Source organism: Actinoplanes sp. NPDC048796 (assembly GCF_040650035.1).
GTDB lineage: Bacteria > Actinomycetota > Actinomycetes > Mycobacteriales > Micromonosporaceae > Actinoplanes.
In genome coordinates this window covers 164,920-184,824 of the sequence record NZ_JBEZGO010000006.1, presented here as the reverse complement: position 1 = coordinate 184,824, position 19,905 = coordinate 164,920, and the positions used below count along the sequence as shown (strand labels likewise).

Annotated in this window: 18 protein-coding genes and 2 tRNA genes; 10 read left to right on the top strand and 10 right to left on the bottom strand. The window is 69.7% G+C overall.

The genetic code is table 11. The annotated features are described in order from the left end of the window. Positions 1–5: 5 nt before the first annotated feature. The 4 genes from AB0C26_RS25295 to AB0C26_RS25280 are packed head-to-tail and all read right to left on the bottom strand — an operon-like array spanning position 6 to position 4,739. Positions 6–2,609: an AAA family ATPase gene (locus tag AB0C26_RS25295; RefSeq protein ID WP_360252167.1), complete on the bottom strand. Its 2,604-nt coding sequence runs from the start codon at positions 2,607–2,609 to the stop codon at positions 6–8. Between the two features lie 40 nt (positions 2,610–2,649). After that, positions 2,650–3,204, bottom strand: coding sequence for a flavoprotein (locus AB0C26_RS25290; protein ID WP_360252164.1), 555 nt, complete (start codon positions 3,202–3,204; stop codon positions 2,650–2,652). 3 nt (positions 3,205–3,207) lie between these two features. After that, positions 3,208–3,555 carry a hypothetical protein gene (locus AB0C26_RS25285; protein WP_360252161.1) on the bottom strand — a complete coding sequence of 116 codons (348 nt, stop codon included), beginning with the start codon at positions 3,553–3,555 and terminating at the stop codon, positions 3,208–3,210. Beyond that, positions 3,552–4,739 (bottom strand): ABC transporter-binding protein, encoded by a 1,188-nt coding sequence (locus tag AB0C26_RS25280; RefSeq protein WP_360252158.1) that lies wholly within the window; start codon positions 4,737–4,739, stop codon positions 3,552–3,554. The genes AB0C26_RS25285 and AB0C26_RS25280 overlap by 4 nt, the downstream gene beginning before the upstream one ends. A gap of 142 nt (positions 4,740–4,881) precedes the next feature. Here AB0C26_RS25280 and AB0C26_RS25275 point away from each other — a divergent pair, with 142 nt between their 5' ends. After that, positions 4,882–5,427: a hypothetical protein gene (locus tag AB0C26_RS25275; RefSeq protein WP_360252155.1), complete on the top strand. Its 546-nt coding sequence runs from the start codon at positions 4,882–4,884 to the stop codon at positions 5,425–5,427. Positions 5,428–5,475: 48 nt separating this feature from the next. Further along, the gene (locus AB0C26_RS25270; RefSeq protein ID WP_360252152.1) at positions 5,476–6,414 is read left to right on the top strand and encodes a nucleoside hydrolase; all 939 of its coding nucleotides are present in this window, start codon (positions 5,476–5,478) and stop codon (positions 6,412–6,414) included. On the opposite strand, the gene AB0C26_RS25265 is transcribed toward AB0C26_RS25270, so the two are convergent. Further along, positions 6,402–6,809 (bottom strand): VOC family protein, encoded by a 408-nt coding sequence (locus tag AB0C26_RS25265; RefSeq protein WP_360252149.1) that lies wholly within the window; start codon positions 6,807–6,809, stop codon positions 6,402–6,404. The two genes, AB0C26_RS25270 and AB0C26_RS25265, sit on opposite strands and share 13 nt — an antisense overlap. Positions 6,810–6,857: 48 nt before the next feature. Then, a complete protein-coding gene (locus tag AB0C26_RS25260; protein WP_360252146.1) occupies positions 6,858–7,793 on the bottom strand; it encodes a GlxA family transcriptional regulator in 936 nt (311 codons plus the stop codon). 71 nt (positions 7,794–7,864) lie between these two features. Here AB0C26_RS25260 and AB0C26_RS25255 point away from each other — a divergent pair, with 71 nt between their 5' ends. The 6 genes from AB0C26_RS25255 (at position 7,865) to AB0C26_RS25230 (ending at position 14,398) form a co-directional block, all read left to right on the top strand. Next, a complete protein-coding gene (locus AB0C26_RS25255; protein WP_360252143.1) occupies positions 7,865–8,494 on the top strand; it encodes an HD domain-containing protein in 630 nt (209 codons plus the stop codon). A gap of 1 nt (position 8,495) precedes the next feature. Further along, positions 8,496–9,338, top strand: coding sequence for an NADP-dependent oxidoreductase (locus AB0C26_RS25250; protein ID WP_360252140.1), 843 nt, complete (start codon positions 8,496–8,498; stop codon positions 9,336–9,338). Between the two features lie 84 nt (positions 9,339–9,422). Next, the gene (locus AB0C26_RS25245) at positions 9,423–12,515 is read left to right on the top strand and encodes an NACHT domain-containing protein (RefSeq protein ID WP_360252137.1); all 3,093 of its coding nucleotides are present in this window, start codon (positions 9,423–9,425) and stop codon (positions 12,513–12,515) included. A gap of 120 nt (positions 12,516–12,635) precedes the next feature. After that, positions 12,636–13,142 carry an ankyrin repeat domain-containing protein gene (locus tag AB0C26_RS25240; RefSeq protein WP_360252134.1) on the top strand — a complete coding sequence of 169 codons (507 nt, stop codon included), beginning with the start codon at positions 12,636–12,638 and terminating at the stop codon, positions 13,140–13,142. Next, positions 13,129–13,347, top strand: coding sequence for a hypothetical protein (locus tag AB0C26_RS25235; RefSeq protein WP_360252131.1), 219 nt, complete (start codon positions 13,129–13,131; stop codon positions 13,345–13,347). Before AB0C26_RS25240 ends, AB0C26_RS25235 begins: the two co-directional genes overlap by 14 nt. Positions 13,348–13,699: 352 nt before the next feature. After that, positions 13,700–14,398, top strand: coding sequence for a hypothetical protein (locus tag AB0C26_RS25230; RefSeq protein ID WP_360252128.1), 699 nt, complete (start codon positions 13,700–13,702; stop codon positions 14,396–14,398). A 325-nt stretch (positions 14,399–14,723) separates the two neighbouring features. Here the strand turns inward: AB0C26_RS25230 and AB0C26_RS25225 are convergent. Both AB0C26_RS25225 and AB0C26_RS25220 read right to left on the bottom strand, forming a co-directional pair. Beyond that, positions 14,724–14,797 (bottom strand) — tRNA-Ile (locus AB0C26_RS25225). Positions 14,798–14,868: 71 nt separating this feature from the next. Continuing rightward, the gene (locus AB0C26_RS25220) at positions 14,869–16,140 is read right to left on the bottom strand and encodes an NAD(P)/FAD-dependent oxidoreductase (protein ID WP_360252125.1); all 1,272 of its coding nucleotides are present in this window, start codon (positions 16,138–16,140) and stop codon (positions 14,869–14,871) included. Positions 16,141–16,357: 217 nt separating this feature from the next. Between AB0C26_RS25220 and AB0C26_RS25215 the strand changes: the two genes are divergently transcribed. Continuing rightward, positions 16,358–17,629, top strand: a complete 1,272-nt coding sequence (locus tag AB0C26_RS25215; protein ID WP_360252122.1) for a threonine/serine exporter family protein — start codon at positions 16,358–16,360, stop codon at positions 17,627–17,629. A 513-nt stretch (positions 17,630–18,142) separates the two neighbouring features. Here the strand turns inward: AB0C26_RS25215 and AB0C26_RS25210 are convergent. Continuing rightward, positions 18,143–18,215: transfer RNA gene (locus AB0C26_RS25210), tRNA-Asn, on the bottom strand. A gap of 189 nt (positions 18,216–18,404) precedes the next feature. Between AB0C26_RS25210 and AB0C26_RS25205 the strand changes: the two genes are divergently transcribed. After that, positions 18,405–18,722 carry a hypothetical protein gene (locus AB0C26_RS25205; protein ID WP_360252119.1) on the top strand — a complete coding sequence of 106 codons (318 nt, stop codon included), beginning with the start codon at positions 18,405–18,407 and terminating at the stop codon, positions 18,720–18,722. A 60-nt stretch (positions 18,723–18,782) separates the two neighbouring features. On the opposite strand, the gene AB0C26_RS25200 is transcribed toward AB0C26_RS25205, so the two are convergent. Beyond that, complete coding sequence (locus AB0C26_RS25200; protein ID WP_360252116.1) at positions 18,783–19,790, bottom strand: sugar phosphate isomerase/epimerase family protein; 1,008 nt, start codon at positions 19,788–19,790, stop codon at positions 18,783–18,785. Positions 19,791–19,905: the final 115 nt, after the last annotated feature.

Below are 19,905 nucleotides of genomic sequence, written 5' to 3'. Positions count from 1 at the left end.
CGACGCTAGGGTTTTCGCTGGTCGGGCACATGGGGAGAGTTCCCTATGTTGAGTTCCCGGGCGACCACCGCGGCCCGGCCCCGGGAACTGACGCCGAGCTTGGCCAGGATCGCGGAGACGTGGTGGTCGACGGTTTTGGCGGAGACGGTCAGGCGGGCGGCGATGTCGGCGTTGCTCAGGCCCTCGGCCAGCAGGACCAGGACCTCGTGCTGGCGAGCGGTCAGGCCCGTGCCGGACGGGCGCCGGGGGCCGCGCGGTACGGGCCGGCCGCGCTCGCGCAGGTCGGCGCGCAGCACGCGGGACCGGGCGGTCGCGCCGAGCCGGTCGAAGATCCGCACGGCTTCGGTCACGGCGGCCTCGTCACCGTGGGCCAGGGCCTCGGCTCGGGCGTACGGGCAATCGCGCTCCTGCCAGAACGCCGCCGCGCCGCGCCAGTCGCCGTCGATGAGCAGGCGGAAGGGGGTGGCCGCGCCGGGGGTTCGTTCCCCGCCGCAGCGCCACAGCCAGAAGGCCAGTTCGCCGACGAACCATTTCTGGCCGAACCGTTCGGCGACGGCCAGCCCCTTCTTGGCCTCGATCGCCGCCCGTTCGACATCACCGGCCAGCCAGTGCGCCTCGGCCAGGGCGATCGCGGCCGGGCACAGGAACTGGGCCTCCCCCGTCGGGTAGCCGTGATCGGCGGCCGCCTGGGCCGCCTCGAGCGCGTCCGGCGAACCGCGCCGCGCCTTCAGCACCGCCTGCACGACCATGGCCGGCACCACCGCGCCGCCGGGCTGGGGCGGACCGTCCAGGGCCTGCTCGGCGTCGCGGGACGCGGCGTCCCAGTCACCGCGGGCCAGGTGCAGCCGGGCCCGGTGACCGAGCAGGTGGCGCACGTAGCCGTCCAGGTCGCGGGCGACCAGGAACGGGATGATCCGCTCCAGCGTCTCCCCGGCAACCGTCAGCTCGTAGCCGTCGACGGCGAAGCTGGCCAGGTTGACCAGCGCCCGCCCGGCGTGGTCGTCGAGGCCCGCCGCCAGCGCCAGCTCGTGCGCGCGCCGCAGCTCGCCGATGCCCTCGACGTCGCCGGCCAGCGTTTTCGCCGAGCCGATGTTGACCAGCGCGTGCACCTCGGTGTCCAGGTCGCCGAGGCGGCGGGCCAGTTCGGTGGCGCGCACGCCCCAGCCGATCGCCCGCTCCACCTCGTGGCGCAGCATGAACAATTGCGAGAGATTGCTGTACGCCGCGGCCAGCTCCCGCCCGGCCGCCTGCGCCTCGAGAACTTCGACCGCCCGGAACCCGGCGTCGCGCGCCTCCCCGGGCCGCCCGAGCCACCAGCTGAGCCGCGAGATCCAGCGCAGGTTCTCCCCGACCCGCACCTCATCGCCGAGAGCGGTCCGCAGCGCCAGCGCTTCCCGCCGCGCCTCAAGCGCCTCCGGCGTGAGCCCACCGTGATAGGCCGCCACGGAGTAGTCCTCCAGCAGCGCCGCCCGCTCCCGAGCCGTCTCCGGCCCGAGAGTCGGTGCGGGCGACGGCAGCAGGGGCAGGGCCTGCAGGTAGTGGGCGGCCGCCTGGCGGTAGGCGCCGAGTGACGCCGCTCGGCGGGCCGCGATCGGGGCCCAGTGCAGCACCGCGGCCGTGTCGCCGGCGTGGTGGGCGTGGTGGACCATGCGAGCCGGTTCGACGCCGGCGCTGCCCGCGTGGCCGGCCAGGATCTCGGCGTGCAGGGCGGACCGGCGTACCGGGGACAGCGACTCCTCGACCGCCCGCCGCAAGAGTTCGTGGCGGAAGGCGACACCGTTGCCGCGGGCCGTGAGGACGCCGCGGTCGAGGCATTCCTCCACCGCGTCGAGCCGGTCGACCACGACGCCGGACTGCGACGGCACCACCGACACCAGATGGGCCACCTCGCGCGCCTCCGGCGACAGGGCGGCGACCCGGGACAGGACCAGGTCCCGTACGGTCGCCGGCACGTCCCGGGCGGGCGCGGCCAGCACCTCGGTCACCAGCAACGGGTTGCCGCCCGTCACGTCGTACACCTCCGAGGCCGGCCGTCCCGCCCGCCGGGCCAGTTCCCCCACCGCGGCCGGGGTCAGCGGCGGCAGGGTGACCCGCCGGACCAGGCCCGGCGGAAGCCCGGCCAGCACGGCCCGCAACCGGTGGTCGGTGCCGATCTCCTCTTCCCGGTATGTGATGAGCAGCAGCGCCCGGCACAGCGCGAGCCGCCGGCCGAGGAACACGACCATGTCGAGTGTCGCCTCGTCGGCCCAGTGCAGGTCTTCCAGGACGACGACGGGCCGGGCGGCCTGCGGCGGCCGGTCGAGCGCTTCCAGCAGCAGGTCGAACACCTCGGCCCGGGCGCCCGCGGCGATCCGCTCGCGCAGGGTGCCGCCGAGGCGGCGGGCGATGTCGTGCAGGGGGCCGAGCGCGCGCGGGGTGAGCAGCGGGTCGCACGCACCCCACAGGGTCTGCGCGCGCGGGCCGGCCGCCTCGGCGAACGCGGCGGCCAGGGTGGATTTGCCGGCCCCGGCCTCGCCGCTGACCACGGCGACGCGCCCACCGGCGGCGGACTCCGCAAGCAGGCGGTCCAGCGCGGCGAGCTCGCTCGAGCGCTCGAGCAGGTCCGTCACGGTCTCAGGCTAGGCCCGGCCCGGGGCCGCGGCCTAGCGCTTATATGACAGGTGAGGCGTGCCGGTCGACGGTGTTCAGGCCGAAGACGTCCTCGACCAGGTCGAGCGCCTTGATCCAGGGGAAGTCGGCGGTGTTGCCGGGCACCCAGCCGTCGACCGGGCCGAACAGCACGCGGACGCCCTCGGCGCGCAGTTCGTCGAGGGAGCGGCGGAAGGGACGGCGGGCGGCCAGCGCCTCGTTGACCGCGGGCACCACCACTGTCGGCACGCCGCGGCCGATCACGTCGGCCACCGAGCTCAGCGCGTACGTGTCGGCGATGCCCAGGGCCAGTTTGTTGATGGTGTTGAAGGTCGCGGGAGCGACGATCAGCGCGTCGGCCGGCGGCGAGATCCGGGTGCCGTCCGGCGCGAACTTGTACGTGGTGCGCACGGGTTTGCCGCTGACCCGGGCGACCTGGGCCGAGTCGATGAACTCGAGCGCGTTCTGTGTCGCCGTGACGTCGACGGACCAGCCGCGCTCCATCGCCGTCTTGATCAGGCCGAGCACACCGGCGGCCGCCGATCCGCCGCAAACCACCACCCGTAAGTCACCCATACCTTACGATTCTGTCGGATGATCGCGATCTTCGGGCTTTTTATCGGCTATCGAAGTATCGCCGTTCGAAGGATCCGATTTCGAGCCGTACGAGCGGTACGCCAGCCAGAGCGCGAAGATCGCGGCCACCGCGGCGGCCACACTGGACAGTTGGTCGGCCAGGCTCGTGCCGAGCGCCGCCACGAAGACGACAGCGGTGAGCACCACCAGCAGCACCAGCAACGCCGTACGCCACCAGCCCGGAACCTTGAAACCGGGCACCTTCTCGCGCACCAGGTGGACGCCCGTCTCGATCAGGACGATGGCCGCGGTCACCACGATGCAGATCTGCCACGCCTCGATGCCGCTCATCGCAGCGTCCCCTGAATGTCGGTGATGAACTGCTGGGTGAGCTGTTCACCGTCGTACAGGAACCGATGGATGTGCCCGGCGAAGGTCTCGGCGAACGCCGCGTAGTTGTGGTGCATCGGGCGCGGCCGGGACGACTCGACCCCGTTCCGGATGACCTTCAGGTGCGGCATCGTCTCGGTCACGACCGGGTCGATGTACGCGTCGAGGCCGGTGGGCGCGAAGCCGTACTTGGCCAGCAGCAGCTGGGCGTGCGCGTCGGTGAGGAAGTGGATCGCCTCGACGGCCTCGTCGCGGTGGTCGCTGTCGGCCGAGACGGCCAGGCTCTGCCCGCCGATGATGCCGATCGGCAGGCGCCCGAGGCGGATCTCGCCGGTGCTGGGCTTGGTCCGCTCGGCCCGGTCGATCGCCGGGAAGTAGACCGGCCAGTTACGCATGTAGCGCAGACCGTTGCGCTGGAAGGTGCGGTTGGTGTCGTCCTCGCCGGCTTCCACGCCGACCCGGCGGCCCCGGATCGCCGCGGCCAGCGGGCCGAGCGCCGACCGCCACTGCCCGAGGCTGAAGGAGAGCTGTCCGGTCTCGTCGAGGATCGCCTCGTCCTGCGCCAGCGCCTGCTCGAGCACGTTCACCACGAAGGCCTCGTCGGTCTGCGAGCCGACCGTGTCGAGCTGGCCGACGAAATCGCGCGAGCTGCCCGCCATGATCTGGGCCAGGGACGGGTCGGGCCCGGCCTCGGCCTTGTCGGCGACGCGCCGGTAGAGCACGCCGACGTCGGTGTTGAACGGCACGGCCCAGAAGTCGCCGGTGTCCTCGCGCGCGCTGAGCCGCTGCACCGGGGCCAGCAGCGAGATGTCGTTGCGCGGGGTGATCGGCACGATCCGCTGTTCGCGAGCGAACTTGGGGATGTGGATGACGTCGAGGTTGAAGATGTCGGCGTTGCTGGAGATGAATTTCTCGTACTGGTCCCGGGTCGAGCTGTTGATCTCGACCGGATCGATTTTGATGTACGGGTTGAGGTCGTTCCACATCTGCACCAGCAGCCGCCGGCCGCCGGTGCTGTCGACGCCGGTGACCAGCGTCAGCTTGACCTCCTCACGGCGGGTCAGCAGGTAGCTGGCCGAGGCCGACACCATGCCGGCGGTGAGCACCCCGGCCAGAAACGACCGTCGCGAGTAGATCTCTGTCATGCGCGCCTCCGTTCGCGCTTACCGACGGTACTCGATGGATGTCAATGCCGTGATCCGGGTCACTCCCTATGGCTCAGCTGTAACACCAGCCTCGTCTGCCGACCAGCACCCGCGGGCCCGGCTTCCCGCCTAGGCTGGGGGCATGCACGCGGTCGTCGACGTGGGCAGCCAACTGGACCCGGACATCAGCTGGCCGGAAGGCGCAGCCCTGTCCATGTTCGCCGGCGAGCCCGTCCAGCTGATGCTCTTCCTGAGCCACCCGCACGAGTTGGAGGTGCAGGCGGTCTCGACACCGCCGACCCAGTTCGCGTGGGTCGACGGCGAACAGGCAGGCCTGCTGCTCTACCGGCTGGGTCCCCTGCTGACCTGGTCGTTCACGGCGTACAGCCCGCATCTGTTCGACCCGGGCGACGGCCTGCCCGGCGTCGACGCCGACCCGCTCGTGCAGATCGTCCTGGTCGACTGCGACACCAACATCGTCAAGGCGCTGCACACGGTGCGCTGGCCGGACGACTTCGCGGCCGCCGTCCGCTCCTCGGTCGTGAAGATGCGCGAGACCCCGTTCCACCAGATCGCGTACGACCACGCCCTGGCCGCCCTGCACCGCAAGTACCCCACGCCGGAGGACCTGATCGTCGACCGCGCCGAGGCGAGCTGCACCGCCACCCCGGTAACCGCCGACGAGTAGCCGAACAGGCCGGGCGTTCACGCATCGAAATCGATGCACAATACCCGGGTGAGAACTCCGGTGATCGTCGACTGCGACCCCGGCCACGACGACGCCCTGGCCCTGCTCCTGGCCGCCGGCGACCCCCGGCTGCGGCTCCTCGGCGTCACCACCGTCGCCGGCAATCAGACCCTCGACAAGACCACCCGCAACGCGCTGCGGATCCTCGCCCTGGCCGGCGTGTCCGGCGTTCCGGTCGCCGCCGGCTGCGACCGGCCCCTGGCCGGCGACCTGGTCGTGGCCGACGACATTCACGGCGCTACCGGACTCGACGGGCCCGACCTGGAGGGGCCCACCGCCGAGGCCGAGCCGGTGCACGCGGTCGAACTGACCCGGCGGCTGATCGCCGGGTCGGCCGAGCCGGTCACCCTGATCGCCACCGGGCCGCTCACCAACGTCGCGCTGCTGCTGCGCGAGCACCCCGAGATCGTGCCGGGCCTGCGCCGGATCGTCTTCATGGGTGGTTCGACCGGGCGGGGCAACACCACCCCGTACGGCGAATTCAACATCGTCACCGATCCCGAGGCGGCCGACATCGTGCTGCGCTCGGGCGTCCCGGCCACGATGATCGGCCTCAACGTCACGCATCAGGCGCTGGCCACCGACGAGATCATCGCCGAGTTCCGCGGCCTCGGCACCCGGGTCGGCACGGTCTGCGCGGAGCTGATGACGTTCTTCGCGAGCACCTACCGCGACGTCTTCGGCTTCGCCCATCCGCCGGTGCACGACCCGATCGCCGTCGCGGCCGTCGCCGACCCGGCGATCCTGCGCACGGTCGCCGTGCCCGTCGCCGTCGAGCTGACCGGGACGTACACCCGCGGGGCGACAGTGGTCGACCTTCATCACCGCAGCGGCCGTACGCCCCAAGCCGTCGTCGCCGTGGGTCTTGACGTTCCCGCCTTCTGGCGGATGCTGATGGCGGCCGTGGCGCGCGCTCAGCCCTGCTGAAGGACGCGGACGGCGTTGCCGGACGGATCGCGCAGGCCCATGTCGGTGCCGTAGAAGTGCTGGGCCGGCTCCTGGGTGAAGTCGGTGAAGCCACTGGCCTTCAGGGATTCGTACAACCCGTGAATGTCGTCGGTGTTGAGGACCAGCCCGTTGAGCGCGCCCTTGGCGATCAGCTCACGGAGTTGCCGGGCCGTCGCCTCGTCGTGCAGCGGCGCGCCCGGCTGCTCCAGCGAGATCTCGGTGCCGGCGTCGCCCGGCACGCGGACGGTCAGCCAGCGGTAGTCGCCCTGCTGGACGTCGTTGCCCTTCTCGAGCCCGAGCAGGCCGACGTAGAACTCCAGCGCCTCGTCCTTGTCGAGGACGAACAGGGTGGTGACGTTCAGCTTCGTAATCATGTCCCCACGTTAGAGAAACCGGCCCCGCCGCGGCTTCTCCAAACGTGCTCACTTCGCCGTCGTCCGGAAGCGGCGCTGGTAGGCGGCCGGACTGATGGACATCTTCCGGGCGAAGACCCGCCGCAGGCTTTCGTAGCTGGGAAAGCCGGCCCGGGCCGCCGCCTGTGTCGCCGTGAGGCCCTGGTCGAGCAGCGCCCGGGCCAGGTCGAACCTGATGTTCTCCACGTACCGGGCCGGTGTCGTCGACAGCTCGTCTCGGAAGAGCCGGGTGAGCTGCCGGGTACTGACGTTGAGGTGTTTGGCCAGCGCGTCGAGCGAATGGTCGCCGCGCGGGTCGGCGGTGACCCGATCGGTGATCGTGCGCAGGGCCGGCGAGCGCGGCGCCGGCCCTTGCAGCGGCGCCGAGAACTGCGACTGGCCGCCGGCCCGCTGCATGTAGACGACCAGGGCGCGGGCCACCCCACGGGCCACGGCGGGCCCATGGTCCTCCTCGAGGAGGGCAAGAGCCAGGTCGATGCCGGCGGTCACCCCGGCCGACGTGTAGGTGGCGCCGTCGCGGACGTAGATCGCGTCGGGCTCGACCCGGCAGCCCGGGCAGCGGGCGGCGAGCTCGTGCGTCACCTTCCAGTGGGTGGTCGCGCGTTTGCCGTCGAGGAGCCCGGCCGCGGCCAGAATGAACGCCCCGGTGCAGATCGAGGCCACCCTCTTCGCGTCGTGCCCGCGGGCCGCCTCGGCCAGGGCGGCCGGTACCGGAGTCCGCGGATACAAATCAGAACCGGACACCAGGAACGTATCGGCTGACCCCGGTACACCGTCGACCGCCACCCGGAACCCCAGGTTCGACATCACGTCGGCGCCGTCCGGCGACACCAGCGTGATCCGGTAGTCGGCGCCGAACCGGTTCGCCTCCTTGAACACCTCGGCCGGACCGGCGACGTCCAATAACGTCACGCCGTCGTAGACCAGGATCGCGACCCGATGCACGTCTTCATTTAAGTGGTTCCCGGCCGGACGAGGGCGGCGCCACCCCGGGCCCGGCGAGCAGCATGGGTGTCATGCCAGAAGTCATCGCGGGACTGGTAGTCCCCCCGACGGCGACGGTCGCCGAGGCGACCGAACTGATCGGGAAGACGACCAGCCCACTCATCTACCACCACTCGCGCCGGGTCTTCCTCTTCGGCCTGATCCACTCCGCCCGGCTCGGCCTCGATCCGGACCCGGAGCTGCTCTACCTGTCGGCCCTGTTCCACGACGCCGGCCTGCTCTCCGGCAGCGACCAGCGTTTCGAGCTGGACGGCGCCGACCAGGCCCGCGCCTTCCTGCTGGAGCGCGGCTTCCCGGCGCCGGCGGCCGAGACGGTGTGGACGGCGATCGCCCTGCACACCACCCCCGGCATCCCCGTCCGGATGGGGCCGGAGATTGCCGCGACCGCGCTGGGCGTCCTCACCGATGTGATCGGTTTCGGATACGACGGCCTGGACCCTTCCCAGGTGTACGGCATTCTGGACGCCCACCCACGCGGCGACTTCAAGAACGGGTTTCTTCAGGCGTACGTGGAAGGGCTCCGCGATCGCCCCGAGACCGCCAACGGCACTGTCAACGCCGACGTCCTCGAACACTTCATCCCCGGTTTCCGGCGCACGACGACCGTCGAGCGCGTCCTCGACTCACCTTGGGAGAGCTGACATGCGAGCAATCACCGTGCGGGACCGCGAGTCGGGCTTCGCCCTGACCGAGATGCCGTACCCGCACGCCGCCGAGAACGACGTCATCGTCCGCGTCCACGCCGCCGGCTTCACCCCCGGCGAACTCGACTGGCCGGCGACCTGGACCGACCGGGCCGGCCGCGACCGGACACCGAGCATCCCCGGCCACGACGTGTCCGGCGTGGTGGCCGAGCTCGGCCCCGGAACGACCGGCCTGACCGTGGGCCAGCGCGTGTTCGGCCCGACCGACTGGGCCCGCAACGGAACCCTGGCCGAGTACGTGGCGGTCGAGGCCCGCAACCTGGCTCCGCTTCCCGCCGACATCGACCACACGGTGGCGGCGGCGCTGCCCATCTCGGGCCTGACCGCCTGGCAGGGCCTGTTCGACCACGGCCGCCTCCGATGCGGCCAGACCGTCCTCATCCACGGCGCCGCCGGCAGCGTCGGCTCGCTCGCCGTCCAACTGGCCCGCGAGGCGGGCGCCCACGTGATCGCCACCGGCCGCCCGGCCCACCGCGAGGTCGCTCTCGGCCTGGGCGCCCACACCTTCCTGGAAACCGCCGACCTGGAGGAGGCGGGCCCGGTGGACGTGGTCTTCGACGTCCTCGGCGGCGACATTCTCGCCAGATCGGCGACGGTGGTACGCCCGGGCGGCACCCTGGTCACCATCGCCCAGCCGTACCCGGGCGCCGTCTTCTTCATCGTCGAACCGGACCGCCTCCGCCTCACCGACCTGGCCGAACGGGTCCGTACCGGCCGGCTCCGGCCCCGTACTGGCGAGAACATCTACCACGTGCCCCGGGACCTGACCCCATCCGAGTGAATCCCGAGCCACTCAGTGGCTCGACCCACTCGCCGCTGGGTCGCCGCCCGGCTATCGGTTGGTGAATCTTGATAATGTATTTCGATGCTTGACCCGATCAGTGCCGGGATCATCTCCAGTTATCTCGCGAACGTCTTCTCCGATTCCGTCCTGGAGGTTTACCGGGAATGGCGTGATCGCACGCAGGAGCCGGCACCTTCCTTGAGCGCCGAGGCGCTCGACGAATCGCTGAACCGTGCGCTTCGAGGGGTGGACCTGTCCCGCTTTCTCGACTCCGAAGCGCCCGCCACTGACCGGGACGCCCTCATTCGCTTCTTCACCAGCAGAGACCTCGGTAACCTGACTACCGACGCGGTGGCGTTCCACATCGTCCGGGAGGGGCAGGCGATCCTCTCGACCCTCAACGAGGAATGCCGTCAACTATTGATCTCGTACGGCGTCACCCGCGCGTCGTCCACGGTGGCTTCGACAAAGATCGTCCGCTTGATCGACGAAGTGGCGATCGAGTGTGTCGAGGCGATCAAACCCGATCCGGCCGGTAAACAAAAGGATCAGAACAACGAGGCCCAACATCAACGTGAGGCCGCCCTTCGGCGAATCCGGGAACGACAGACGACCCGTATCGCCGAACAGCTCGCGACGCTGAACACGCTTAACGACGAAGAGCACGTGGATCTGCAGACGATCGAGCGGAAGGTCTCGCAGATCCGGGAGGCGGTGGACCAGGTTCACGGCCACCTGACCCCGCCCGGTGTCCTCGAAGTGACGCGAGTACCGATCGACGACCTCTACGTGGTGCCTCGCATCACCCTCGACCGGCCTACCCAGGAGCCGACGAAACCGTACGGCCTGGACAGAAGAGAGTCCGACCTCCCCGCGTCGACGGACATCGCGGAGTTACTCGAAAGCGCCGCGCGCCTAGTAGTCGTGGGAAACCCCGGGGCGGGGAAGACGACGCTCTCCCACTACATCGCACAGCGCGTCTCGAACGACCTCCTGCCTGGTGCGACAGAGAGACGATCGAAGGACAATCCAGTCCTGTCCTTCCCCAATGTCCTGCGAGAACTGCGCGAGCCGATCTTCTCGCCCACCGGAGTGGACATCATCGGCGCGGCCAAGATGGTTTTGGCCAACAGGTACCAGGTGTCGCTCTCGCGCGCCGAGGTCGGCTTTCTTTGTTCCAGCGGGCGCGTTCTCCTCATCCTGGACGGCCTGGACGAGATCACTCACCGTCAGGACCGTGAGGCCGTGTCGCGCTCGGTCGACGCGTTCGCCCGCCTGCATCCGCGATGCCGCAATCTGGTCACCAGCCGTGTCGTCGGATACCGGCAGGCACCGCTGAGCTCGGAACTGTTTCAGGTGGCCACGATCGGCCCCTTCTCCGCCGAGCAGGTCGGCTCGTACGCGCGCAAATGGTTCGATCTTCATCTGCACAAGGACCTGACGTCGTCCGAGCGCCGCACGCTCACGGCCAGCTTCCTCGCCGAAAGCAGCAACATCGAGGACCTGCGCGAGAACCCCCTGCTACTGGCTCTCATCTGCAATCTCTACCGCCATCAGCGATTCATCCCCAGGAACCGGCCCGAGATCTATGTGAGCTGCTCGCGGCTCCTGTTCGACACCTGGGATCGACGGCGGCGGCTGCGGCCCGTGTTCGAGTTCGACGCGCACGTCGACGGGATGGTCCAGCACATCGCCGCGTGGGTGTTCTCCAGAGCCGGGGCGCAGGGCGGCGTGCAGGAGGAGACGCTGATCAGCGTGGCCACCGAGTACCTGAGCGGGTGGCAGTACAGGAACCAGCGAGAGGCGCGGACCGCAGCCGGCCTGTTTCTGGAATTCTGCCGCGATCGTGCCTGGATTCTGACGGAGATCGGGCAGTCGCCGCGAGGCGATCGCCTCTACGGTTTCACGCATCGAACCTTCCTCGAGTATTTCGCCGCGGAGCACTACAAGGAGACTCTGACCGCTGATCAGCTGATCGAGCTGATGGTCGACAAGTCGAAAACGTCCTACTGGAACATCGTGTGCCAGCTGATCGTTCAGTTGTCCTCGAAGAAGGAACGCGGCCTCGAGAATCGGCTGATCGACGCGATCGTCGACCACTTGGACGAACTGGAACCACAGGAACGCGACATCGCCTTCACCGTCTGCGCGGGAAGCCTGGAGTCCATCCCGCTGCGCCCCGAGACAGTGGAACGGGTGGCCAGGGCGTCGATCAAGTACTACCGGGAGTCGCTCCTGGCCGCACCCAACGCCGTCGGCCACAGCTCCGGCCCGCCGAAAGGACGCGAGGTCTATTGGCTGGAAAGTTCCCGGGTGTCGGCCGAGAACCTCCGGGCGGCCTCCGAGGCGGTAGCGGGCGAACTCGAAAATCTGCTCGAGGGCAACCGGAAACGATCGAAGACGCTGGCGTCGCGGTATCCCGTCGTGGTGAAAACCCTCGCCCACCTTTTCGACTTCGAGTTCGGGCAGAGCGTCCGCCAGACCGGCTTTCGAGCACGATTCTCCGACCAGTTCTCCAGGGCGGCCGCGGAGATCCTGCGGATTTCCACCGAGCCCTGGGTGGAATCGGTGGCGCTTTCCAGCGGACTGATGATCGATACGGACCCCGGCGAGTCCTTGCTCGTCCGTACCCTCAGGTCCCAGGCCGGCCCACGGCGGATCGAGCCGATGATGCTCCCCTGGGGCTGCCGGAGCGCACCCAGCTTGGCCGAGATCGTTGTGTGGTGGGGAATCAACGCCACCGCCGACGACCAACCGTTCATCGACGAGGTGCTGCTCCCGCGGGCGCTCGCGGCGAGGGCCGCGCTGCGCGAGCCGCCGGCCGAGTTCACTCCGCACTCGACGTGGCTGGCCGGCGCGCTCGGCGGAACAGGACCCATCACGACCGATACTGTCGGTCTGTCCCCGATGTTCCGCGACTGCGCCACCCACCTAGCGCTGATGCTGGTCAGGAGCTACGTGAGCGCCGACCCGGAGACCGCACACAACCGTGTGGCGGAGATGGGCGTCAAGCAGTGGGGAAACCTGAGGCTGGTGTCCACGGCCATCGAGTGCCGATACGACCTGGGCGGCCCTGGCCTTTCCGACGCCGACCGCGACGCCCTCTGCGATCTGGGCTTCCGCGGCTGGCTCGACGGCTCAACTGAGCCGGCCCCGCACAGGACCACACGCTGAACCGCCGCCGGTCCGAGCCCAGCGACCGAATGCGCCTGTCGTCTGCGCGATAGGTCCGTCGACCGGAGGCCGCCGATCCGTCACGCTGGCCAGAGCCCTGACTCGGCGAAGGAGGCGCCCATGTCCGCCCACGACAACGAACTGCTGACCGCTGCCGAGGCCGCCGACCTCGACGCCGTGAAGGCCGCGCTGGGGGCCGGCGCGGACGTCGACGCGCGGGACGCCGGCGGCCGTACCGCCCGGATGTTGGCCTCGATGCGCAGCGCCATCCCCATCATGGAGCTGCTGCTGGGAGCGGGCGCCTCCGCCGACCGGCAAGGCGCCCTGGGTGAAACCGCGTTGACCCTCGCCGCGAGCAGCCGGGGCGGAGAGTCGATCGACCTGCTGCTCGGCCACGGAGCGGACCCGAACCTGGGAGACCGCAACCGGAAACGCCCGCTGATGTGGACGGTCGACACCCAGTTCCACCGGGGATTCGACACCTCCGCGAACATCGCACCGCTGGTCCGGGCCGGCGCCCGCGTCGACGCCGACCGCACAGCGCTCATGTGGGCCGTACGGGGCGTCGGCACGTCGTTCGACGCCCGCCGCCCTGGTGGAGAACGGCGCCGACGTGGGCGCCACTGACTCCAACGGCGAGACCGCCATGTTCAACCTGGTCCGCTACATCGACGACGCCCTGGACCGGGGCGCTCAATGCGCCCAGGTGCTGCTGCACGCCGGCGCGAACCCCAACGCCCACAACAACAAGGAGCAGACACCACTGGCCCTGGTCGACCCCAGGAACCACCTGGTGCTCAAGCTCCTCCGCACGCTGGGCTTCGCCCTCTAGCCGTCGAGCCGGCGCAGCAACTCCCGGACGCTGGAGACGCTCGGGTAGTCGAGCTTGCCAACAGTTGTTCCGCCTCGGCCCACGCAGTGCGCGCCGCGCCGGGCTGCCATCTGTCCGTGGTCGCGGCGCCGGCTGGGGTAACCGGCCAGATCGAGGCAGCCGCCAAAGCCACCGACTGACACGACAGCCGGGTGGCGACCAGTGTCACGATCTCCGTGGCGGCCGATACCGGCTCAGCGCACCGGCTGTTACCGTCCCCGCACGCAGGAGTGCCCGAGGGCTCGCCTGCCTCTCACGGCACCTCGCCGCGGCCTTCGCCGAGGTGCCGCACCGCAACAGAAGGAACCGCACCATGCTCAACTTCCGCAGTCTCACTGTCGCCGCTTCCTGCATGCTGGTGCTCGCTGCGTGCAGCAGTGAACCCGACAAGGTCGAACAGGCCTCGTCGGCCGGCGAGTCCGCCGCCCCGGCGCAGGAGGCCGCCGCCAAGCCGACCGGGTCGCTGCTGCAGACCGGATTCGGCCAGCGCGACGAATACGTGTCCGTCGTCGCCTTGGTGAAGAACACCTCCGCCAAGGTCGGGCAGACCGTCACTGTGCAGTTCAACGTCACCGACGCCGCCGGCGAGATCCTGGGGAGCGAGTCGCAGGTCGAGTATTTCTCCCGCCCGGACCAGGTCCTACCCGTTCTGACGCAGGTCGACGTCTCCGGGAAGAAGGCGGCCAAGGTCGAGGCGACGCTGCTGGTGGAGGACAACGGCGCGTTCGACAGCGAGCCGTTTCCCGAGATCCCGGCCAAGGCGACCATCGCCAAGTCCGAGTACGGTGACGGCTACACCGCCCGGGTGCAGGTGACCAACCCGAAGGCCGAGCCGCTGAAGAATCCGCACATCACCGTCGTCTGCTACGACGCCGCGAAGAAGATAGTCGGCGGCGGCTTCACCTTCCCGGACATGATTCCGCCGTCGGGCAAAGCGGTCGCCCAGGTGGACCTGCTCACCGCCGGCAAGCCCGCCCGTTGTGACGCCTACGGCACCCCGTCGGCCATCTGAGACCACACGGCGATCCGGTAAGGCGCGAACATGATGACCCCCGCACCGCCGGCACCGATCTGACCGCCGCATTGCAGGCGATCGGCTCGGTGCCCTCCGGCGTGCTGTGCCACGGGTGGTGGGCGCTGGAATCGGCGAGGCGTGACCACGTCGTTGACGCCATCAGCAGCGCGCTGCTGCCACCGTCCGTGGCCTTCGCTGTTGGGATACGACTTTTCCGGCGTGGCCGTCAGGCCGAGCTCAGCCACGCACCGCCCGGCGGCGGACCCCCGAAGGGTGACCACGACACCGTGGGGTCCGGGGGTCGCCCCCGGAGTAGGTACGGTGGGGCGGGCGGGACTCGAACCCGCGACCGAGGGATTATGAGTCCCCTGCTCTAACCCACTGAGCTACCGCCCCTTACCGGCGGCGATCCTAACCCGTGGGCCCTGTTCACAGCCAGCGATCTCCCGAGCTTATGCAGCGCCGCATCATCGGGCGGCTCCTACGCCCGCTCCCAGCCAGGACAGGACCGCGCCCGCCGTGCGCCAGCCGCCGGCCAGGGCGCCCTGGATTGATGGGCTGTCGCGGTGGTCGCCGGCCACGAACAGGCCGTCGCCCAGGTCGACCGGCTTGCGCAGGTTGGCCTGGGGTACCCGGGCCGACGGCAGGGCGTTGGGGATGCTGACGACCTCGAGCAGGTCCCAGTCGTCGGTCGGGGTGCCGTAGAGGCGGGCCAGCTCGACCCTGATCACCGCCTCGGAGGCGCTGGACGGGGCCGAGACGCCGACCACCGAGGCCGCGATCAGGCTTTTGCCGGTGGGCGCGTATTCGGGGGCCGCGTTGCTGACGACCACCGTGTTGGCGATGATCTCGCGGCGGTCGCCGTCCAGGACCAGTGTCGGCTCGTCCAGCGGGGCCCTGTCGGCGCCGAAGTAGAACGTTGTCAGGCCGTGCATGTCCGGCACCGGCAACCGGCCCGGCAGCAGGGCGGCCGCCGACGGCGGGTCGGTCGCCACGATCACGGCGCGGCAGTGGATCTCGCCGCCTTCGGTGACGACCAGGCCGGGGCCGATCGACAGGGTGCGGGCGCCGATCAGCAATTGGGGGTACGGCAGTGGGCCCGCGATCGCCGCCGGGAACGCCGCCATGCCCGCGGCCGGCACGCCCATCCGGCCTCGCGCGAACGAGCGCAGGATCATGGCGAAGACGTGGCTCGACGTGTCCAGGGATCGGTCGCCGAAGACGCCGGAGAGGAACGGCCGCAGCACTTCCTCGATCATGCGGTGCGACATGCCCGCTTTACGCAGGAAGTCCTGTGTCGTCGTCTCGCGGGCTTCCAGCAGCTTGGCCGCCGGCGCCGTCGCGCAGCGGGTGGCCAGCGCGGCGAACTTCAGGCGGTCGCTGAGCGTGCCCACCCCGGAGGTCAGCGCCTGCGCGGCGGCCAGCGGATCACGAACCGGGTTTTCCAGCCGGTGCAGTTCCCCGCCGCGGCGTACCAGCACACCGGGCGTGAAGTAGCGCATGTCCAGCGCGGCCACGTCGACCAGGGCCGGCACCCGCGGGTAGGCCGTGTTCAGGATCTGAAAGCCCCGGTCGAGGTGCCATCCGTCGACGGTGTCGGTGGTGACGCGCCCGCCGATGCGGTCCGACCCCTCGACCAGCAGCCACTCGACGCCGGCTCGATCAAGCCGTCGAGCAGCGGAAAGGCCGGCGAGACCGCCGCCGACGATGACGACGTCCACCTCAATTGGCTGCGACACGGGCACCTCACAAGGGGACGAACCAGGCAAGCCCAGAGTAACGGCGGCGGTGGGTCCGGGCAGGCGATTCGGTCACGCTTGCGCTTGACGTACGCCGGTGAGCGCGCCGCGGTGGCAATCACGCCCGGCCCGTACCCGCCCGTCTCTTACCCACCCGCCGTGACCTCACTCCCGCGGGAGGATTTCCGGCCGGGGTCCGCGATCTAGCGTGCCCTGCATGGCGGACATCGAGCACGAGCGGCGGGAGCTGCAGCAGTTCCTGCTCTACCTGGGCAGCGCCCTGACCGCCTGCGGCGAGGCCGTCAACCGGATCGAGGGCTGGCTCCGGCGCGTCGCCGCCGTGTACGGGGCGCCCGACGCGCGGGTGAGCGTGCTCCCGACGTACACCGTGGTCTCTTTGGAACCGGGACAGCCCGCCACCCTGGAACCCACCCGTCAGTTGCGCGGGGGTTTGCGGCTGGATCAGACGGCCGCCGTCTATGACCTGCTGCGGGAGGCCGACCAGCGACAACTGGAACCGGCCGCCGGCATAGCCCGGATTGAGCGGATCCTCGCGATGCGGGCACGCTTCCGCCCGGCGATGCAGATCGGTTCGTACGCCGTACTGACCGGGGGAATTTGCCTGGTCTTGCAGCCGACCTGGGGTGACTTGCTGCTGTCGACGCTGTTCGGCGCCATGGTCGGCGCCCTCAAGCTGGTCGGCGCCCGCTGGGTCAGCGTCCAAATGATCATGCCGGTGGCCGCCGCGTTCACCGTCTCGGCCGTGACCTTCTTACTGGCCGACACTGGTTGGGCCCACGCCGACCTGCGAGCCATGGTCGCCCCGCTGGCCACGTTCCTCCCCGGCGCCATGCTCACCATGGGTGTGGTGGAGATCTCCGCCGCCGAAATGGTCACCGGCGCCAGCCGCCTGGTCACCGGCGTACTCCAACTGCTTCTCCTGGCGTTCGGCATCGTAGGCGCCGCCCAGACCGTGGGCCTGCCCCGAGCCGAAACCCAGATCGAGGCCTTCCACCACTCCCTGGGCCCTTGGGCCCCCTGGCTGGGAGCCCTGATCGTCGCCATCGGCAGCTACCTGGTGCATTCCGCCCCACGCCGCTCTCTGGGCTGGCTCTGCCTGGTCCTCTACGCCGCCTGGATTGGCCAGTATTTCGGAAACATCCTGCTGGGCGGCTATTTGAGCGGTTTCGTGGGAGCTCTGGTCCTGACAGTCGTGGCCTGCCTGGTGGAACGCCTCCCTTCGGGCCCACCGGCCTTGGTCAGCTTCCTGCCCGGCTTCTGGCTCCTGGTTCCGGGCGCCCTGAGCCTCATAGGCGTCACCGAGTATTTGGGCGCCGACAAGGCCCAGGCTTCCCAAGACCTCCTGAGCGCCCTGGCCTCGATGCTCGCCGTAGCCCTGGGCGTCCTGTGCGGCCACCCCATCTACCGAGCCATAGCCAGATCCCTGGACAACTTCCACCCCCGAGCGGCAACCCGCCTTCAGCCGTGACCTCACCGCCCAGCGCAGAGCGCCGCACCGTCCGCGTCTCGGCCCCGGCCTCCCGACATACCAGCGATGATCAACCAACGAGTTCGCTGTCATGCGACACAACCCGCGACCCCGCGGATCAGCCACAACCAAGACACCGTGGGCTACCGGCGACGGTTGCGTCCAAGGTCGTGGCGTAAGAAACGGCCATCCCTGATCCGTGTGAGTCGATGCCAGGCGGCGAGCTCGGCCGCCTGATCGGGTTCGGTGTCTTGAGTGGTGGCGGCTGGCGTGACGCGAACTTGGCAGACCGACCCACCCACCCACCCACCCACCCACCGCAACCACGACACCGTGGGGTAGCCGCAACTGTCCCTCTCACCGCACCCAAGACACCGTGGGGTAGCCGCAACTGTCCCTCTCACCGCACCCAAGACACCGTGGGGTTTCCGGGGTTCGGCCCCGGAGCAGATACAGAGGCGGGGCCCCACCGGTCCGCGCTTTCTGCGGACAGGGAGACCCCGGGACTCGCCGCTCCCCCGATTGGACTCGAACCAATAACCTGCCGGTTAACAGCCGGCTGCTCTGCCAATTGAGCTACAGGGGATCGTGCCTGGCACCTGTGGTTCCTGGTGCCGGGGAACAGAGTACATGACGATCCCCGGTCTCCGCGAAGGGGATCCCCGGCACGCCGCTACCGGGCGAATCGCCTCGATCAGGAATACGCGACCGGCAGGATGGGTATGCACGGTCACATCGACGCAAGCGCGCGTCACGAACGGAAGGAGCCGCCATCATGCGCGGAAAGCTGATGTTCATCACCGGTCTCGCGGCGGGCTTCGTCCTGGGCAGCCGTGCCGGCCGGGAGAAGTACGAGGAGATCCGGGCCAACGCGAAGAAGGTGTGGGAGCACCCGTCGGTGCAAGAGGCCGCCGGTGTCGCCCAGGCGCAGGCCAACAAGCTTTACTCGGAGAGCAAGGACAAGCTGCAGTCGTCGAAGCTCGGCGAGAAGCTGCACGTGACGGCGGAGTCGTCCGACTCGTCCGACTCGTCGGTGTCGTCGCCCAGCAGCACCTCGACCACCGCGTCGACCACGTCCTCTTCGACGTACTGATTTCTCATCAGGGACCGCCCCGGGCCTTCGAGGTCCGGGGCGGTTTCTTGCTGTACGGGGTCAGGACGCCGACGAGAAGGCGGCGTCGAACGCGGCCGTCGGGGCGTCGAACGCGAGCCGCCTGACGAACTGCAGCGCTTCGGGGGCGCCGACCAGGCGGTCCATGCCGGCGTCCTCCCACTCGATCGAGATCGGGCCGTCGTAGCCGATCGCGTTCAGGGCCCGGAAGCAGTCCTCCCACGGGACGTCGCCGTGCCCGGTGGAGACGAAGTCCCAGCCCCGGCGCAGGTCGGCCCAGGGCAGGTGCGAGCTGAGCCGGCCGCGGCGGCCGTCGCCCGTACGGACCTTCGCGTCTTTGCAGTCGACGTGGTAGATCCGGTCCTTGAACTCGAGGATGAAGTTGACCGGGTCGAGCTCCTGCCACACGAAGTGCGACGGGTCCCAGTTGAGCCCGAACGCCGCACGGTCCCCGATGGCCTCGAGGGTCCGGCGGGTGGTCCAGTAGTCGTACGCGATCTCGCTGGGGTGGACCTCGTGCGCGAAGCGCACCCCGACCTCGTCGAACACGTCGAGGATCGGGTTCCACCGGTCGGCGAAGTCCTGGTAGCCGCGCTCGATCATGGCCGGCGGGACCGGCGGGAACATGGCGACGGTGTGCCAGATCGACGAGCCGGTGAAGCCGACGACCGTGTTCACCCCCAGTTTCGCGGCGGCGCGGGCGGTGTCCTTGATGCGCTCGGCGGCCCGCTGCCGTACACCCTCGGGCTCGCCGTCGCCCCAGATGGCGGCGGGGAGGATGTCCTGGTGGCGCTCGTCGATCGGGTGGTCGCAGACGGCCTGGCCGACGAGATGGTTGGAGATCGCGAAGACCTTGAGGTTGTGCTTTTCGAGCTGTTCGCGCTTGCGGTCGACGTAGTCGGGCTCGGCGAGCGCCCGGTCGACCTCGAAGTGGTCACCCCAGCAGGCGAGCTCGAGTCCGTCGTAGCCCCACTCGGACGCGAGACGGCACACCTCGTCGAAGGGCAGATCGGCCCACTGGCCGGTGAAGAGCGTGATGGGACGTGCCATTGCCGTTTTTCTCCCTCGGGCAGCCGTGACTTAGGCGGGCGGCGAGGGAGGCCGCCCAGGGTGGTGCCAACGCACGGCGGTATTGCGCCGGGTCGGGTTTGCGCCTCCCGATGAC

Bases quoted from the DNA above. Each gene is read 5' to 3' on its own strand.
- AB0C26_RS25290 (WP_360252164.1), bottom strand. From the start codon at position 3,204: ATGGGTGACTTACGGGTGGTGGTTTGCGGCGGATCGGCGGCCGCCGGT.
- AB0C26_RS25285 (WP_360252161.1), bottom strand. From the start codon at position 3,555: ATGAGCGGCATCGAGGCGTGGCAGATCTGCATCGTGGTGACCGCGGCC.
- AB0C26_RS25280 (WP_360252158.1), bottom strand. From the start codon at position 4,739: ATGACAGAGATCTACTCGCGACGGTCGTTTCTGGCCGGGGTGCTCACC.
- AB0C26_RS25275 (WP_360252155.1), top strand. From the start codon at position 4,882: ATGCACGCGGTCGTCGACGTGGGCAGCCAACTGGACCCGGACATCAGC.
- AB0C26_RS25265 (WP_360252149.1), bottom strand. From the start codon at position 6,809: ATGATTACGAAGCTGAACGTCACCACCCTGTTCGTCCTCGACAAGGAC.
- AB0C26_RS25255 (WP_360252143.1), top strand. From the start codon at position 7,865: ATGCCAGAAGTCATCGCGGGACTGGTAGTCCCCCCGACGGCGACGGTC.
- AB0C26_RS25250 (WP_360252140.1), top strand. From the start codon at position 8,496: ATGCGAGCAATCACCGTGCGGGACCGCGAGTCGGGCTTCGCCCTGACC.
- AB0C26_RS25245 (WP_360252137.1), top strand. From the start codon at position 9,423: ATGCTTGACCCGATCAGTGCCGGGATCATCTCCAGTTATCTCGCGAAC.
- AB0C26_RS25240 (WP_360252134.1), top strand. From the start codon at position 12,636: ATGTCCGCCCACGACAACGAACTGCTGACCGCTGCCGAGGCCGCCGAC.
- AB0C26_RS25230 (WP_360252128.1), top strand. From the start codon at position 13,700: ATGCTCAACTTCCGCAGTCTCACTGTCGCCGCTTCCTGCATGCTGGTG.
- AB0C26_RS25215 (WP_360252122.1), top strand. From the start codon at position 16,358: ATGGCGGACATCGAGCACGAGCGGCGGGAGCTGCAGCAGTTCCTGCTC.
- AB0C26_RS25205 (WP_360252119.1), top strand. From the start codon at position 18,405: ATGCGCGGAAAGCTGATGTTCATCACCGGTCTCGCGGCGGGCTTCGTC.
- AB0C26_RS25200 (WP_360252116.1), bottom strand. From the start codon at position 19,790: ATGGCACGTCCCATCACGCTCTTCACCGGCCAGTGGGCCGATCTGCCC.